Source organism: Hydrogenobaculum acidophilum (assembly GCF_054656715.1).
Window position 1 is genome coordinate 39,664 of record NZ_BAAHXP010000003.1, and the last position, 14,939, is coordinate 54,602.

Here is a 14,939-nt window from a genome sequence, read left to right on the forward strand (position 1 = left end):
CTTTATATGAGGGGTTTTACTATTTTAGAAGCTATAGTTGTAGTGGGCATATTCTTAATATTATCAGCTGTAGCAATTATGAATTTTATGCACTTTTACAACATATACAAATTCCAAGAATATGCGTATAGGATAGAATATACCGTAAAACAAGCAAAGCTTCAAGCTATGGAAAATAGCTTTTATGTGGGAATATGTGCAAATACTAATCAACTTGTGGTATATAACATAGGCAACACGTACCTAGCGGCACAAGTGTAGCTTGCAGTGGAACTCCTATAGATACGATAAATATATCAAATTCAAGCTATCAACTGCAAGGTAGCAACACCATACTTGACCCACGAGGATTTGCTTTATATCAACCTGGGTATTATTGCTTGCATAACACTATAACCAACAACTACTACGAAGTATGTATAGGACAGTTTGGTGCGATGTTTGTGCAAAAAGGAGGTGGAACATGCGCAAAGTGTCCTTCAATGTAAGTGCAAAGTCAAGAGCTTTTACACTTATGGAGGCTTTGGTCTCAATAGCTATAACTGCTTTGGCTATTTATATTATCTCTGGCATGATTACATCTTATGCAGCTATGACAAAGAATAACTATATATACTCTTGCCTTATTCAAAGTGCCACTTCCGGTCTTGAAGCAAAATTGATGAATCCAAGTGTAACAAGTTTATCTCTCACTTGTGGCGGTTTATTGGTATCTGTAAATATAGTTGGTAATCCTCCGAGTAGTCCACCTCCATTTATAGGCTCTGGTCAAAATGCATGTGGAACTATAACCTCTATAGCTACTTATCAAAGTCAAAGTTATTCTATACAAGATGAAGCATGTAATTTTGGGAGTTAATATATGATAATTATTGTAGATAAGAAAGGATTAACTATTACGGAGTTGCTAGTAGCTATAGTTATTAGCGCTATTATCCTTGTGGCGATGGGATTTTTGTATTCTACTAGCAATAAAGTATTTGCCAATACAGAGGCTATACAAAATGCTAAGAACTACATAGACTCTGGTATGACACAGTTAGAGTGGTTTTTCGACAGGTGGGGTGCTGGCGTTCCTTGCAACGATCCCACTGGCAACAACGATTGCACCGTGGTTGTACCTTGCCAAGAAAATGGTAACTTTGTGTTTCCACCACCAAGCTCTATATGTATTAGCTATCAGCAAAATACTCAGTATCCCCAATGCGACGATGTATACTTTTACGGGACTATGGGAGGAGAGGGTTTTGTCTCAAGGGTGAGCTCGCCTTCTACTGTGGCGGTTTTAAGTTGTAGGTTAACCACTCAATCAGACAACAACTGCTATCTCGTAAAAAGAGGAGGAATATGGTTTAGAGATTACCAAAATCAAAATACTGTATTGTTTTTCCAAATTGCCAACTTATCTCAAAATAACCTTGATTGCATAAATACTACCGGGCTTTCCAACGCCAACATGTCAAGAACTGTTACAGCTTTAAACGGAAAAGTACAAACAAACAATGGTGCCACCGCCACGCCCCAGCTTCAAAATGGGGATTTGCTTATAAGGGCTCCTTCTTTGATACATCTTTATTGCCAAACCAACCCTCAGGATGGAAAACTTTGGCTTTACGCCCAAACCACAGACCAATCCCCTTGTGGAAACGATAAAGGTCCATATGCCCTTATGCCAGTAAACTCTTTCCAAGTAATAAACAACCCCTATCAAGACGGATATGTAAAATTACAAATATCTTATAGGGGTAAAAACAATACAGTAATAACAACTCAAAGGATATTTGGGAGATAGCCTATGAAGTATAGTAGAGGTTTTTCCATAGTAACGGTTTTAGGACTCACGCTTATAATATCTTTGATAGGTGCCACCGCTATGTATATAAGCCTTATAGACAATAGAGTCACCGGTGCTACCTCAAAGTATGAACTTGCGGACAAGGCGGCGGAGTTTGGATTACTCCAAGCTGTGGATAGCATACAAGCCTCTGGTTTTTGCAACAACACCACCAACAGTGGCACTGATGGACTTGCCACATATACTACACAGATTCAAAGAAGTTCAAACATATGTTTTGTGAGGTCCACAGGACAAGTAGGGAGTTCCAAAGTTGTAAAGACCGCTATAATCCAGTCTTACTATGGGCTAGGGCTTTATACTGTAAGAGGGGGCGTAAGCGCTACGTATAAAGGAGGGAGGCTTTCTGGATGTGATAGAAGCACAGGATGTTATGTCCCAGCTTTTATAGCTTCAGGTAAGATAAATTTAAATGGGGCGCGCACTTATTCTTGCCCAGTGGACAATGGAAGTAAGCGTATCTTCGGAAACCCAGCTATTATAAATGGAGTTAAGTTTATAGATTTAACACCTTTGTTTTTCAATGTAGATTGCGAAAACTCCATTAGAGATAACTGTGATTACGGGCTTAACAACGCTTTGGAAGATACATTTGCTACAGACCCAAATACGAATATAAAAGATTTTACTATAGACCAATACAATCAAGTTATACTTACAAACGCTGTTGAAAATTCCTTTTATACACCGCCCGCAACAACACCTTGCCCCTTAGACGCAAATAACAATCTAAATCTTGCCAATCTAACCCTTAGTGGATCTTGTTATATAAACCAATCTGGGGTAGATATATATGGCACATTGCCTTCAGGAGTACAATATACTATATACATTTTGAGTCAAAATGCTAACGGCACAATATTAGAAAATGTAAACGGCAATACGCCAAGCGCTAACAACAACTACGGAATACCAAATTATAATCTTACAATTTACGCAAACACACCTATTACGATAAGCGATGGACTTTTTAATACAAGGTTAATTACTGATAGTAACATAACATATACATACAATGGAAACGCACCATTGAACCACGGTGTGCCAACTACTACATATACAAACCCAAACCCAAACCCAAACGGTTATAATGATCCATATACTTATTTGAAAAATGATGTAATTATACAAGGCTACGATAACTCAAACGAAGGTAACAATATACCCCAAATAGGTCTTGTTGGAGATAATGCTTCTCAAATTGTGGATTTGTATCTAAAAAATACTGAGTTATTTACAAGACAAATTATATTTAACGATAGCTCGAGCAACTATTTTGCCAATAGCCTTGTATATCTTTATGCTGATTCTTTTCAAGCAAATTTACCACCTACAAATGGTACGCAATCTAAAAATGATTGTAACAACAACATTTATCAATGTGGATGGACAGACTATGGAGAACAATTTTCTGAAAATGTGTCTTTTGGTAACGATATAAACAACAATCAAGCACCTTCTCTTCTTGTAAACAACAACTCTGTGGTGTTGGGTGGTAGCGAGTCTTTTACAGGCATATACTTTGGTGAAGATGTAAATTATATTTGGAGTAGTGGCGCTACTGTTAATGGCTTTTTAGTAAGAAATTTTCCACCCAATTTATCTCTTCAGATAAAGTTTGACAATAACACCAAATTTCAATTTAGCAAAAACGCCATAAACGCCCTTAGTAACGAGTTTTAGTTTGTACAACCAGTTCAATGTGTTTTGGATAATCCTCAACCTTACACCCAGATGATACAAACAGAGCTTACAGCGTACTAATCACAAACAAAGCTCCTTGGTTTGAGGGAAGCACTTCTATACTCCAACCGTGTTTTTGTATTATGGCTTTTACGATGCTAAGTCCAAGTCCGGTACCGGTAGGCTTGCTAGAATAGTAGGGTAAAAAGATTTTTGAAAGGTCTTTTATGCCTTCGCCGTTGTCTTGATAGATAATTTGAGTGGGTTTTATCTCTATCTTTATCTTTGTGCTTTTAGATTCTATGCTGTTTTGAATGAGGTTTATGAATACTATCTTTATTTTTTCTTTATCAAACTCTAGTGTGTTGTCTCCTGTTATTTCAAATTCTATATTGTAGGGTTTGTATAGCTCTACTGCTTCTAATATAGCATTTTTTATAGATTGTGTGGATTTGTTTAGCATATCTATATTTGAAAAATCTTTAAAATCTTGAAGAAGTTTTAGTATTTTGTCTATTTCTTTTAATACTATGTCTCCAACGGCGTTTATAGTGTCTTGAAGCTTTTCTGGATTGTTTTTAGATATTCTTAAAAGCCTCTCTATGTTTAATTTTATGGGAGTAAGCGGATTTTTTAACTCGTGAGCTACCCTTTGGGCGGTTTCTTTCCATACAGATAGCCTTTGAGCGTTTACCATAGGACTTACATCTTCAAAGATGAGGATTTTTTCATTTTCTGATAGTTCTACAATGTCTTGTTTTATGCTTTTATCTTTAAAATCTAAATTCTTTATGTCGGTGTTTCCAAACATATCCAAATAGGCTTTGTTTACTTTTATTATGTTGTAATCTTTATCCACGTAAGCCACACCTATTGGGATGTTGTCTAGGAGCTTGTTTAACTGGTCTTTTTCTTTTATAAGGTCTTGATAAAGCTTTTTAAGATTTTCTTTCATGTATTGAAAAGCCTGAATCAAATCTGATAGTTCGTCTTTTGTTTTTGCTGTGGGTAGTTTGGTATCAAGCTCACCTTTTGCCAAAGTCTTAGCAGCTTCTGATAGCTCTTCAATGGGCTCTGATATATGACGGGCTAAAAATATCCCAAACCAAACGGTAAAAAGCACCACCATAAGAGCTAATATCACGATAAAAGCCACATAGTTTCCGTTTAAGATATCTCTTGTTTTTACAAGCACAATAAACTCTTTGGCAAAACGGTTTAAGGCTTTCGAAGACTTTTCAAGTTTGGCATCTTTGCCTACCACAAATACATACGCTTTGTCTCCTCTCATTACACATATGCTGTAAGATTTTTGATTTTCCACTATAGGGTTGTTGCAATCTGATACTTCATGCACTGCCCTTATGTTGAAGTGATTTACAAGAGAATAAGGGTCTTCATAGAAGATTAGCCTACTCAAAAAATTTCTATAAAGAATAGCTTTTTCATATTGGCTTTGCTCAATTTCTTTGGAAAGTTTTATAGACGTTCTTAAAACAAGCTTGGTTTTATCGCTTATAAAAGTTTTAACACTTTCTACTATTACAAAACTTGAGGCAAACATCATAAGAAATATTGGCAAAAACATGTAAAGGAGTATTATAGTAGTTATTTTTGTGCGTAGAGTTTTTTTCTTGGTTTCGTAATATAGTTTTATAAATTTTCTAAAGATAATAACAATAGCTAGTAAAAGAGCAAAAAGGTTTATATTGATAATAGCTAAAAAGGCGTATATATTTATAGCGGGATTATGCTTTAAATTTAGTACAAAGCCTATGTTTGAAGCTAAGACTATTAATAATACTAAAAGCCCTAAAACTAAATTAACTTTTTTCTTGAATGTGCTTATGTTTAACCATCTCACCTTGCACCAGATATATAGCCATTTCTGCTACGTTTTCAGCGTGGTCAGCTATCCTTTCAAAATGTCTAGCCACCATCTCTAAAGATATGGCTCTTTTTATATTTCTTTGGTCTTCCATCACATATGTTATAAGCTCTCTTTCAAGCTGATGGTAAAGCTCATCTACCATATCATCTCTTTGAATAACTTTTTTAGCAAGCTCTATATCTTTTTGTAAAAAGCTTATAACGCTATCGCTCACCATTTCTTTTGCTATATCAGACATCATAGTAAGGTTTATATAAGGTTTTAAAGGTGGTTCTTGAGAAAGAAGTATAGAGCGCTGAGCTACATTTTCAGCTTCATCTGCCATACGCTCAAGGTCTGATACTATCTTATACACTCCCATCACAAACCTAAGGTCGCTGGCTTCTGGCTGATAAAGGGCTACCATCCTTATGCAATCTTGCTCTATTTTAACTTCCATTAAATCTATATCGTCATCTCCTTTGATAACCTCTTCTGCCAAATCTACGTTTTGGTCTAACAAAGATTTCATAGCTTTTTCTATGGCGTTTTGCACCATAGAAGCCATATTTATGAGTTCTTTTTTCGTCTCCTCTAGTTCTTCAAAAAACTTCATACATTAAATATTATAACCTTTTTGTTAAGATTTCGTTAATTTTTGTATTTGGCTTTTAATAAAACATAAAATAAAACTTTAATTAAACATTGTATTGTGTAATATATGTTGAAGTATAGTATAAAAGTAGTTTAATAATTATATAAAAAACTATGTGTTGATATAATCTTAAATACTAAAAAATAGCATTGCTCTTGACAAGTACAATTAAAAAATGTTAACCTTATACCCATGAGTTAGCGATATTAAAAATTTTTTAGGAGGTAATTATCATGAGAAACCGTTTGGGTATTCTCATGAGCTTACTTCCAGGAATGAGGAAACATATAGCGCTAATATTTAGCGCTTTCCTGATTCTTGGCGTAGGCTCAGAAGTTAAAGCCAACACAGTCCAGAGGAACTGTTATTCTAAAACAGTTTACGTATCATGGTATGGACATGCAAGACATGTTTATACCGCCGATGGAAAGGTTTACAACCACGACCTTTACTTTGCTGCTTCTAAAACACTACCCTTTGGCACAATGCTTTTCATAGAAAATCCTAGAAACCACAAAGCCGTAGTAGTCAAGATAGTGGATAGAGGCCCATATGTCAGAGGGAGATCTTTAGATCTTTCTTACGGAGCAGCTAAAGCCATAGGTATACTAACGCAGGGAGTGGCAAGGGTAAGGATAATGCCCTTAAGCTGTTCTTATGCATATAGAAAAAGATTTGATGTAATAAAAGATATTATAAGGACATCAAGAGACTCGTAAGCCCGGCAATATTGAGGCTATTGTTTATGAGGTTAATTGTAATTGCCAACCGGCTCCCTCTGACTATTAGAATGGTAGAATCTAGTATATCATTCGTCAGAAGTCCAGAAGCTTTAGTGTCTGGATTAGATGCTTTTATGAAATCCTAGCATTTTCTTAATCCAATAATAGCTTATAATTATATTCTACGGGGTGTAGCTCAGGTGGTAGAGCACAGGCTTCGGGAGCCTGGGGTCGCAGGTTCAAGTCCTGTCACCCCGATATTAGGGGATGTAGCTCAGTTGGGAGAGCGACGCCATCGCAAGGCGTAGGCCGGGGGTTCGACTCCCCTCATCTCCAAATAGATTTTGAAGATTTTTAACTGAATCGTCAGTCATATATCATAGAAAAATAGATAAACAATGATATAATTTAGCTAATATGAACTTTAGAGGGCTTGCTAACATAGCCATAAAACTTCTAACGGGGGATTCTGGTAAATTTTTTACCCTTATTATGGGCGTTGGTTTTGCAGTGTTTCTCATGCTTCAAATGACCTCTGTATTTTTTGGTGTTATAGCAAAATCAGGCTCTACCATATACGATACTGGTGCCGATATGTGGGTTATGGATAGAAGTGTAGACAACTCTAAAGACAACATACCGCTTCCAGATTATGTGCTTGATTATGCAAGAAGTTTGCCAGGTGTTCTCTACGCTGCTCCTATATATGTAGGAGCTGGCACTGTTAAGCTTCCAAATGGAAGATATCAGGCCGTTGACATTGTTGGTCTTGACGATGTATCTTTGATGGGAAGACCTATTATGATAAAAGGCAATATAAACGATATATATTCAAGCTATGCTTTTATAGCCATAGAAGATGCTGACCTTAAAAAACTTGGCAATGTGCATATTGGTTCTACCTTTGAAATAAACGACCACAAAGGGGTCATAGTGGGACTTGCTAAAAATCCTATGTCCGGGCTTTTTGGAAATCCTACTTTGTATACTACATATACAAGAGCTACTGAGGATTTGCCTACTACAAGATTTACAATATCTTATGTGCTCCTTAAAATTAAAAGCCCAAAATACATACCTGATATAAAAAAAGCCATTGCCAAAATTGGTTATAGGGCCCTTACTTCCAAGGAGTTTACAAAGGTTAACTCTAATTTTTATATGTTTAAAACAGGTTTTGGTATGAACGTACTTATTATGACACTTGTAAGTTTTATAGTAGGGCTTTCTATAGCAGGTCAAACATTTTATACGTTTGTACTTGAAAATCTTGAAAAGTTTGGAGCTTTAAAAGCAATAGGGGCTACCAGAAAAGAACTTGTATATATAATAGTGCTACAAGCTATCACTGTGGGATTTATAGGATACGGAGTTGGTGTGCTTTTATCCTCTACCATGATAGCTTTAGGGCATCTTAAAATTCCAAACTACGCAGCTATGCTTGGATATGGCAATATGCTTGCAGCTCTTGTAATGGTAGTCTTCATCACAGCGTTTGCAAGTTTTTTAGGAGTAAGGAAGGTATTAAAAGTAGAGGCCTTTGAAGTGTTTAGGGGATAAAATGGAAGATAAAAGGATATCAATAAGAGTTCAAAACCTTACAAAGTGCTTTGGAGAGGGTGAAACAAAGGTGTGTGCTGTAAAAAATGTAAGTTTGGATATATACTACGGTGAGATGCTTTATATAGTAGGGCCTTCTGGGTCTGGTAAAACTACATTTTTAAGTCTCATATCAGGTGTTTTAAGACCAACTGAGGGTAAAGTTATAGTAAAAGATACCGATATATGGTCTTTAAACACAGACCAACTGGCAAGGTTTAGATTGGATAACATAGGTTTTGTGTTTCAAGATTATCACCTTTTCCCTAGGTTAAAAGTGGTGGAAAACGTAGCTATACCTCTTATTCTAAAGGGTGAAAACTGGAACAAAGCCCTAGAAATAGCAAAAGAAAAACTTCAAATGGCACAATTGCCAGAGTCAAAATATGAGCTTCCAGCTTACAAGCTCTCAGGCGGTGAACAACAAAGAGTAGCCATAGCGAGAGCTTTAGCTGGAGACCCAGCTATACTTGCTTTAGATGAACCTACCGCTGCATTAGATGGTGATACTGGTAAAAGAGTTATGCAGCTTATAAAAGAGAGAATGCTTACGCCAAATAGGACCATATTGGTGATAACTCATGACAGTAGGATATTTGAAGATGCTACACGCATAGTTCATATGGAAGATGGTGTGATAAAAGAAACTTCTTTAGATGAAGTTCATTAAGGAGGAGTTATGAAAGTAAAACTTTTGATAGCTTTGGCAATCCTTGGTATAATAGCCGGGCTTATAAGTGCGCATGTATACGGTTCTGCACCAAAGCCTCCTCCGCCGGTGTATATGACAAAAGACCCTTTCAAAAATGGTGTTTACGCCAATGGTATCATCGAGCCAGTGCAAGCTAGCGGTGAGAGTATAAACGTATATCCAGAAGTATCTGGTAATGTTACAGCTGTGTACGTAAAATACGGGGAGTTTGTAAAAAAGGGTCAGCCTCTTTTCCAAGTAGATGATAAAGTACAAGCTCAAACAGTAAAACAGTTGTACCATCAAATGCAAGCAGACTATATAAAATATCAAGAGCTTTTGCACGAACCAAGACCTCAAGTTTTAGCTGTATCAAAGGCTCAAGTGGATTATGCAAAGGCTCAAGTAGATTATGCAAAATCAAACTATGAAAAGCTCCTAAACTCTTACAAGCTAAATCCAAAATCAGTATCTAAACAAGATTTAGACAATGCAAAAAACGCCTTAAAAGAGGCAAAAGAAAACCTTAAAGTAGCTATTAAAAACTACGAACTTACAAAAGCTGGGGCTTGGAGTTATGACATAAAAACCCAATACCAACTCTATAAAGCTGATAAGCATGCCTATGAAAGCGCGTTGGCTCTTCTTCATAGATATACTGTAAAAGCACCCGTGGACGGTACGGTGTTAGAACTAAATGTAGCTGACGGTGATTATGTTTCTCCAAACGGAGTGTATTATACATATACAAAATCTTATGATACACCAGTAAGGCTTGGAGCAGCTTCAAACGGCGAGCTTCAAGTTAGAGCTTTCATAGATGAGATACTCCTTGCAAAGCTTCCGCCTATAAAAGATTTAAAAGCAGTTATGTTTATAAGAGGTACCAACATATCTGTGCCTCTTAAGTTTGTGGCTGTAGAGCCATATGTTACACCAAAGATTGAGTTATCAGACCAAGCTACCGAAAGAGTAGATGTAAGGGTGTTACCAGTAATATTTAGATTTAAAAAGCCCAAAAACGTAAACCTCTATCCTGGGCAGCTTGTGGATATATATTTAGAGGGCAAATGATATGAAAAAAGGTATATTAGCGCTAAGCCTTGTATCTTTTATATTTAGCTCTTGCGCTTTTTACGCAAGACCTACCGCATTATCTATAAAGTATCCAACTTCTTTTAAAGAAAAGCTTTCAAAATATGTAAAAAATCAACATCTTTACAAAGATTGGTGGAAGACCTTTGGTGATAAAACCTTGGATTACTACGTAGACTTAGCCCTTAAAAACAACACAAGCTATCTTATTGCCCTTAAAAATATAGAACTCTCAAAGGCTTATGTTTTAGAAAATTCATCTGTACTTTTTCCCAGTTTCAATTTAAACGCTTCTGCCACAAAACAAAAGCTGTCTAAACGTACTCCTACCGGAAGATTTTTCAACGTGCCTCCTTATACCACTTACAATTTATCTGTAAATGCCTCTTACGAGATTGACCTTTTTGCAAAAGCTCTAAATGCTTACAGGTACTACAAAGAAAATGTAAAAATATCAAAAGAAGAAGCAAAGGCTATAAAAAACGCCCTTGTAATGAATACCGTAAACAACTACTACCAGATTGTAGAAAATGCTCATTACATCAGGCTTTTAGAAAAAGAAATAGCTGTAGCCAAAAAGAATTTAGAGATTGCCAAAGCAAACTACAAGGCAGGTCTTACCTCTTATCAAAGCGTAGACCAAGCTAACAATACGCTACTTAACTTAGAGCAAACTTTAGAAACCTATAAAGCTCAAAGAAAGGTGTTGATAAACGCCTTTGCGTACCTTTTGGGAGAATATCCGGAAGATTTTAAATTTTCAATATACGGTACTATGCCTCAGAGTTTTGCAATACCAAAAGCTATTCCATCAACGGTATTGACGACAAGACCCGATGTGAAAGAGGCTATGTATAACGTTATATCGAGTGCCTATCAGAAAAAGATAGCTCTAGCAAACTTTTTTCCATCTTTTGACCTTACAGCAAACTATGGTTATCAATCTCAGAAGCTGAACGAACTTATCACGCAGCCAAGCATAGCATGGAATTTTGGTCTTGATATCTTAACTCCTATTCTAAACTGGAATCAAAATTTAGGTATTTACAAAGCGTCAAAGATAGAGTTGGCTCAAAGTATATTAAACTATAGGCAGACAGTTTTGAATGCTTTTAAAGAAGTAGACGACGCTATAGCTCAGTATAAAATAGATAGTATAAACTATAAAAACCTTGAAAACACATATAAAAATACACTAGACCAATATAATATAGCTCTTGCAAACTATAAAGCTGGTCTTATAACATACCCAAGCTTGTTAAATTATAAAACAAATTTAATTGAATCTAAAGAAAACATACTAAATCAAAAACTAAAACTTATACAGGATATTACATCTCTTTACAACGTATTGGGATATTAGCTTAATTCTTTTTCGAGGCATTCTTTTAGCATATCTGGACTTTCCATTTTTGTTATAACCCCGCTTTTTATAAAAGATATATCTCCGGTCTCTTCTGATACCACTATGGCTATAGCATCAGATTCTTCAGTAATTCCTACGGCAGCTCTATGTCTTGTACCATACTTTTTTGGTAACTCTTTACTTTTTGATAAAGGTAATACACAAGAAGCGTACACTATCTTATCTTCTTTTATTACAACGGCTCCATCATGCAAGGGTGTCATAGGATAAAATATTGTTATAAGAAGTTCTACAGATACGATAGCGTCTATGTGGGAGCATCCGTCTATGATATCTTCTAGGCTTTGGTTTCTTTCTATTACAATAAGAGCGCCTATTTGCCTTTGAGATAGAAAGGAGCAAGCCATGGCTATGCGCTCTATTGCTTTTTGAGTGGCTTGAGTATTTTTTTGGATGCTGGTTCTTTCTCCCAATCTTGATAGCGCTCTTCTTATCTCAGGTTGGAATATTATTACAAGCACTACTATACCTAAGGTCCAGAGCTTCTCGAATATAAAAGACATTGTCTTAAGTCCTAAGACTTCAGACAACATCCAGATTATGGCTATTACAATTACGCCCTTTAATATCTGGCCTCCCCTTGATTTTGCCATATAGTATATAACTTCGTATACGAGAAAATAAACCAACGCTATATCTATTAAATCTTTTGTAGTTATAAACTGAAAAATATCACGCATAGTGATAGTTCCTTACGGCATCTAGAATAGCTATAAATTCTTTGGTCTCTTTTACATCGTGTACCCTTACGATATTACAAGCATTTTTAACGATACTTTGGGCTATAGAGCCCAAACTTCCTACGAGCCTATCTTCCGGTGGAGGAATTGATTTTTTTTGCAAAAATTCCTTGATAACAATGCCTATAAAAGATTTTCTCGATGTGCCTATAAGTATAGGTCTATCTAAGCTTCTCAAAGCCTCTATCTCGTTTAAAATCTCTAAGTTGTGAACAGGTTTTTTGGCAAAGCCAATACATGGGTCTATGATGAGTCCGTTGAATAGGTTGTATCCAAACTCCAGAAGCTTAGTTTCTTGGCTTTTAAAGTGATTTATTATATCTATTGTTATATCTTCATATTCAAAATCTATCTTTGGCCAATCCTTTGGTTTGTAAGAAGATGAATGTCCTATAATATATGGGCAATTGTAAATAGCTATAGTCCTAAGCATGTCTTCGTCAAACATCCCGCCGCTTATATCGTTTATGATATCTGCACCCTCTTCTAAGCATATTCTGGCGGTGTTGGAGAAGTATGTATCTATGGATATCCATATATTTTTAAACTCTTTTCTTATTGCTTTTAACGGTTCTAAAAGCTTTAAAACCTCACTATGAGAAGATATCTCTTCTGCGCCCGGTCTTGTGGATTGGGGACCTAAATCTATTATATCAGCACCCTCTTCTATCATTTTTTCTACTTTTTTTAATATATCTTTCTCGCTTACTCTTGAAGGTGCATAAAAAGAGTCCTCTGTTAAATTTACCACACTCATTATAAGCGGTCTTAAGTCCGATAGATGCAATACTTTGCTGTTGTATGAGATGTTGTATCTATGCTCTTTGTCAAAGTTTGTAATATGTTTTATAATTTCTTTTGATATTTTTGGTTTTGTGGCTTTTAAAAGCTCAAAAATAGAATATTTGTTTCCTATTATAAAAGCCCATTTGTCTTGGTTGTAGCAAAAAACCCCAAAATCTTTTGATTTTTTTACCACATCCTCTTCTAAAGTGCCTTCGAGCTTTATAGCTAAAGAAGGTGCTATTTTTGATATTTCGTCAGTTTTGATGCTATATCTTATATTTCTTTTTATATAAACATGAACATCTTTTGAGTTTTGTAAAAGCGTTATCTTCATTAGTGCATTCTTATTAGCTTTGCAGTTTTATATATTTTTACATACTCTTGAACGCTTTTTCTCCAAGAAAAATCCTGGGTTATGGCGTTTAAAACGAGGTTATACCACTCTTTGTTGTCTTCGTAATTTTTTGTTTGATAAACTATCATTGCTCTCGCAAGAGCATAAAGTAAATCTTTGTAGGTGTAATCTTCAAAAGAAAATCCTGTACCGTGCTCTTTGTCTTTATGATAATCAATAACTGTATCAGCAAGGCCTCCGGTTTTGTGTACTATCGGTATGCTTCCGTATCTCATGGCAATCATTTGTCCTATGCCACAAGGCTCGTATTCAGAAGGCATAAGAAACATATCGGCACCGGCATAGAGCTTTCTTGATAAAACGTCGTTGTACTCTATCCTGGCGGCCACATGTCCCATGTTTCTTTTTACCATATCAAGCACTTGTCCTTGGTAAAAATAGTCGCCAGACCCTAAAAATATGAAATCGTATCCTATGCTGACAGCATCATCTATTGCTTTTTCTATTAAATCAAGACCCTTTTGTCTGGCAAGTCTTGCTATAAAGACAGCCAACGGTCTTTTGTGGCTTGTTTCAAGACCAAAAAGTTCTTTTATGTAAATTTTATTTTTTTCTTTACCTTCTTTAAAGCTTTTTTGATCATAGTTTTGGTATAAATGTTTGTCGGTGGCTGGATTCCAAAGCTCTGTATCTATTCCATTTAAAATCCCAAAAACGTATCTCTTTTCTCTTAAAACACCTTCTAAGCCAAATCCCATGTTGGTTTGAATCTCTTTTGCGTGTGTTTTACTCACCGTGGTAATCACATCAGAGTGTACTATACCACCTTTTAGATAGTTCACTTGGTTGTAAAATTCCAAATCCTCTGGATTGAAAAGTTCCCAGGGTATACCTATTTGAGGTAGTATGTGGTTTGGAAATATGCCTTGAAAAGCTATGTTATGTATGGTGAAGACTGTAGCGGTTTCGGTAAGATATTTAAAATATAAGTCTTTATAAACCGCCACCAGAGCTGTATGCCAATCATGGATATGGATAATGTCTGGGATTACACATACGCTTGATAGTGTTTCCAGCGATGCTAAAGAAAAAAATGCAAACCTAAGATAGTTGTCTTCGTATGGGCCTTTTGGTGTGCCGTAAACGTATTCCCTATCAAAAAAATTTTTTTGATGTATCAAAAATATATCTATATTTTCTACTACTGTTTTATATATATTAAAGTTGTAATAAACTCCACCAAGGTTCAACGTCTTTTGGCTTATAAATTCTGCATTGGTTACTTTTATGGATTTGTAAAAAGGTAGTATTATAGAAACATGATGACCAAGCGTTATAAGCTCCTTAGCAAGGGATTTTACAACGTCTCCCAACCCACCCACTTTCACCAAGGGATCGCATTCGGAGGCTATGAAACATATGTTCATATTTTAATTTTACCATACAAAACCTCTTTGGTAAA

General features: G+C 35.8%; 14 protein-coding genes and 2 tRNA genes. 11 read left to right on the forward strand and 5 right to left on the reverse strand.

Features of this window, described 5'->3' with window-relative positions:
- Positions 1-6: 6 nt before the first annotated feature.
- The 4 genes from ACYQZV_RS02530 (at position 7) to ACYQZV_RS02545 (ending at position 3,538) form a co-directional block, all read left to right on the forward strand.
- Positions 7-261, forward strand: coding sequence for a pilus assembly FimT family protein (locus ACYQZV_RS02530; RefSeq protein WP_459892871.1), 255 nt, complete (start codon positions 7-9; stop codon positions 259-261).
- Between the two features lie 202 nt (positions 262-463).
- Positions 464-859: a prepilin-type N-terminal cleavage/methylation domain-containing protein gene (locus tag ACYQZV_RS02535; RefSeq protein WP_459892873.1), complete on the forward strand. Its 396-nt coding sequence runs from the start codon at positions 464-466 to the stop codon at positions 857-859.
- 3 nt (positions 860-862) lie between these two features.
- On the forward strand, positions 863-1,792 hold the full coding sequence (locus ACYQZV_RS02540) for a PilW family protein (RefSeq protein WP_459892875.1): 930 nt from the start codon (positions 863-865) through the stop codon (positions 1,790-1,792).
- Positions 1,793-1,795: 3 nt separating this feature from the next.
- The gene (locus tag ACYQZV_RS02545) at positions 1,796-3,538 is read left to right on the forward strand and encodes a pilus assembly PilX family protein (protein WP_459892876.1); all 1,743 of its coding nucleotides are present in this window, start codon (positions 1,796-1,798) and stop codon (positions 3,536-3,538) included.
- Positions 3,539-3,605: 67 nt separating this feature from the next.
- Here the strand turns inward: ACYQZV_RS02545 and ACYQZV_RS02550 are convergent, their stop codons facing one another.
- Entirely contained in the window at positions 3,606-5,126 is a 1,521-nt protein-coding gene (locus ACYQZV_RS02550; protein WP_459892878.1) for a sensor histidine kinase, read from the reverse strand.
- Positions 5,127-5,361: 235 nt separating this feature from the next.
- A complete protein-coding gene (phoU, locus tag ACYQZV_RS02555; protein ID WP_459892880.1) occupies positions 5,362-6,024 on the reverse strand; it encodes a phosphate signaling complex protein PhoU in 663 nt (220 codons plus the stop codon).
- A gap of 272 nt (positions 6,025-6,296) precedes the next feature.
- On the opposite strand from phoU, the gene ACYQZV_RS02560 reads away from it, so the two are divergent.
- The 7 genes from ACYQZV_RS02560 (at position 6,297) to ACYQZV_RS02590 (ending at position 11,533) form a co-directional block, all read left to right on the forward strand.
- On the forward strand, positions 6,297-6,782 hold the full coding sequence (locus ACYQZV_RS02560) for a septal ring lytic transglycosylase RlpA family protein (RefSeq protein ID WP_459892882.1): 486 nt from the start codon (positions 6,297-6,299) through the stop codon (positions 6,780-6,782).
- 188 nt (positions 6,783-6,970) lie between these two features.
- Positions 6,971-7,043, forward strand: a tRNA-Pro gene (locus ACYQZV_RS02565).
- 5 nt (positions 7,044-7,048) lie between these two features.
- Positions 7,049-7,121: transfer RNA gene (locus ACYQZV_RS02570), tRNA-Ala, on the forward strand.
- Between the two features lie 81 nt (positions 7,122-7,202).
- Positions 7,203-8,345, forward strand: a complete 1,143-nt coding sequence (locus ACYQZV_RS02575; RefSeq protein WP_459892884.1) for an ABC transporter permease — start codon at positions 7,203-7,205, stop codon at positions 8,343-8,345.
- A gap of 1 nt (position 8,346) precedes the next feature.
- Positions 8,347-9,054 carry an ABC transporter ATP-binding protein gene (locus tag ACYQZV_RS02580; protein WP_459892887.1) on the forward strand — a complete coding sequence of 236 codons (708 nt, stop codon included), beginning with the start codon at positions 8,347-8,349 and terminating at the stop codon, positions 9,052-9,054.
- Between the two features lie 9 nt (positions 9,055-9,063).
- Complete coding sequence (locus ACYQZV_RS02585) at positions 9,064-10,149, forward strand: HlyD family secretion protein (RefSeq protein WP_459892889.1); 1,086 nt, start codon at positions 9,064-9,066, stop codon at positions 10,147-10,149.
- A 1-nt stretch (position 10,150) separates the two neighbouring features.
- Positions 10,151-11,533: a TolC family protein gene (locus ACYQZV_RS02590; protein ID WP_459892891.1), complete on the forward strand. Its 1,383-nt coding sequence runs from the start codon at positions 10,151-10,153 to the stop codon at positions 11,531-11,533.
- Here ACYQZV_RS02590 and cdaA read toward each other — a convergent pair.
- The 3 genes from cdaA to glgA are packed head-to-tail and all read right to left on the reverse strand — an operon-like array spanning position 11,530 to position 14,904.
- Positions 11,530-12,276, reverse strand: a complete 747-nt coding sequence (cdaA, locus tag ACYQZV_RS02595) for a diadenylate cyclase CdaA (protein ID WP_459892893.1) — start codon at positions 12,274-12,276, stop codon at positions 11,530-11,532. The genes ACYQZV_RS02590 and cdaA overlap by 4 nt on opposite strands.
- On the reverse strand, positions 12,269-13,456 hold the full coding sequence (gene folP / locus ACYQZV_RS02600; RefSeq protein ID WP_459892895.1) for a dihydropteroate synthase: 1,188 nt from the start codon (positions 13,454-13,456) through the stop codon (positions 12,269-12,271). Before folP ends, cdaA begins: the two co-directional genes overlap by 8 nt.
- Positions 13,456-14,904: a glycogen synthase GlgA gene (gene glgA, locus ACYQZV_RS02605; protein ID WP_459892897.1), complete on the reverse strand. Its 1,449-nt coding sequence runs from the start codon at positions 14,902-14,904 to the stop codon at positions 13,456-13,458. Before glgA ends, folP begins: the two co-directional genes overlap by 1 nt.
- Positions 14,905-14,939: the final 35 nt, after the last annotated feature.

Excerpts from the sequence above, each read along its gene's own strand:
- ACYQZV_RS02530 (WP_459892871.1), top strand. The coding sequence starts at position 7 with ATGAGGGGTTTTACTATTTTAGAAGCTATAGTTGTAGTGGGCATATTC.
- ACYQZV_RS02535 (WP_459892873.1), top strand. The coding sequence starts at position 464 with ATGCGCAAAGTGTCCTTCAATGTAAGTGCAAAGTCAAGAGCTTTTACA.
- ACYQZV_RS02540 (WP_459892875.1), top strand. The coding sequence starts at position 863 with ATGATAATTATTGTAGATAAGAAAGGATTAACTATTACGGAGTTGCTA.
- ACYQZV_RS02545 (WP_459892876.1), top strand. The coding sequence starts at position 1,796 with ATGAAGTATAGTAGAGGTTTTTCCATAGTAACGGTTTTAGGACTCACG.
- ACYQZV_RS02550 (WP_459892878.1), bottom strand. The coding sequence starts at position 5,126 with ATGTTTTTGCCAATATTTCTTATGATGTTTGCCTCAAGTTTTGTAATA.
- phoU (WP_459892880.1), bottom strand. The coding sequence starts at position 6,024 with ATGAAGTTTTTTGAAGAACTAGAGGAGACGAAAAAAGAACTCATAAAT.
- ACYQZV_RS02560 (WP_459892882.1), top strand. The coding sequence starts at position 6,297 with ATGAGAAACCGTTTGGGTATTCTCATGAGCTTACTTCCAGGAATGAGG.
- ACYQZV_RS02575 (WP_459892884.1), top strand. The coding sequence starts at position 7,203 with ATGAACTTTAGAGGGCTTGCTAACATAGCCATAAAACTTCTAACGGGG.
- ACYQZV_RS02580 (WP_459892887.1), top strand. The coding sequence starts at position 8,347 with ATGGAAGATAAAAGGATATCAATAAGAGTTCAAAACCTTACAAAGTGC.
- ACYQZV_RS02585 (WP_459892889.1), top strand. The coding sequence starts at position 9,064 with ATGAAAGTAAAACTTTTGATAGCTTTGGCAATCCTTGGTATAATAGCC.
- ACYQZV_RS02590 (WP_459892891.1), top strand. The coding sequence starts at position 10,151 with ATGAAAAAAGGTATATTAGCGCTAAGCCTTGTATCTTTTATATTTAGC.
- cdaA (WP_459892893.1), bottom strand. The coding sequence starts at position 12,276 with ATGCGTGATATTTTTCAGTTTATAACTACAAAAGATTTAATAGATATA.
- folP (WP_459892895.1), bottom strand. The coding sequence starts at position 13,456 with ATGAAGATAACGCTTTTACAAAACTCAAAAGATGTTCATGTTTATATA.
- glgA (WP_459892897.1), bottom strand. The coding sequence starts at position 14,904 with ATGAACATATGTTTCATAGCCTCCGAATGCGATCCCTTGGTGAAAGTG.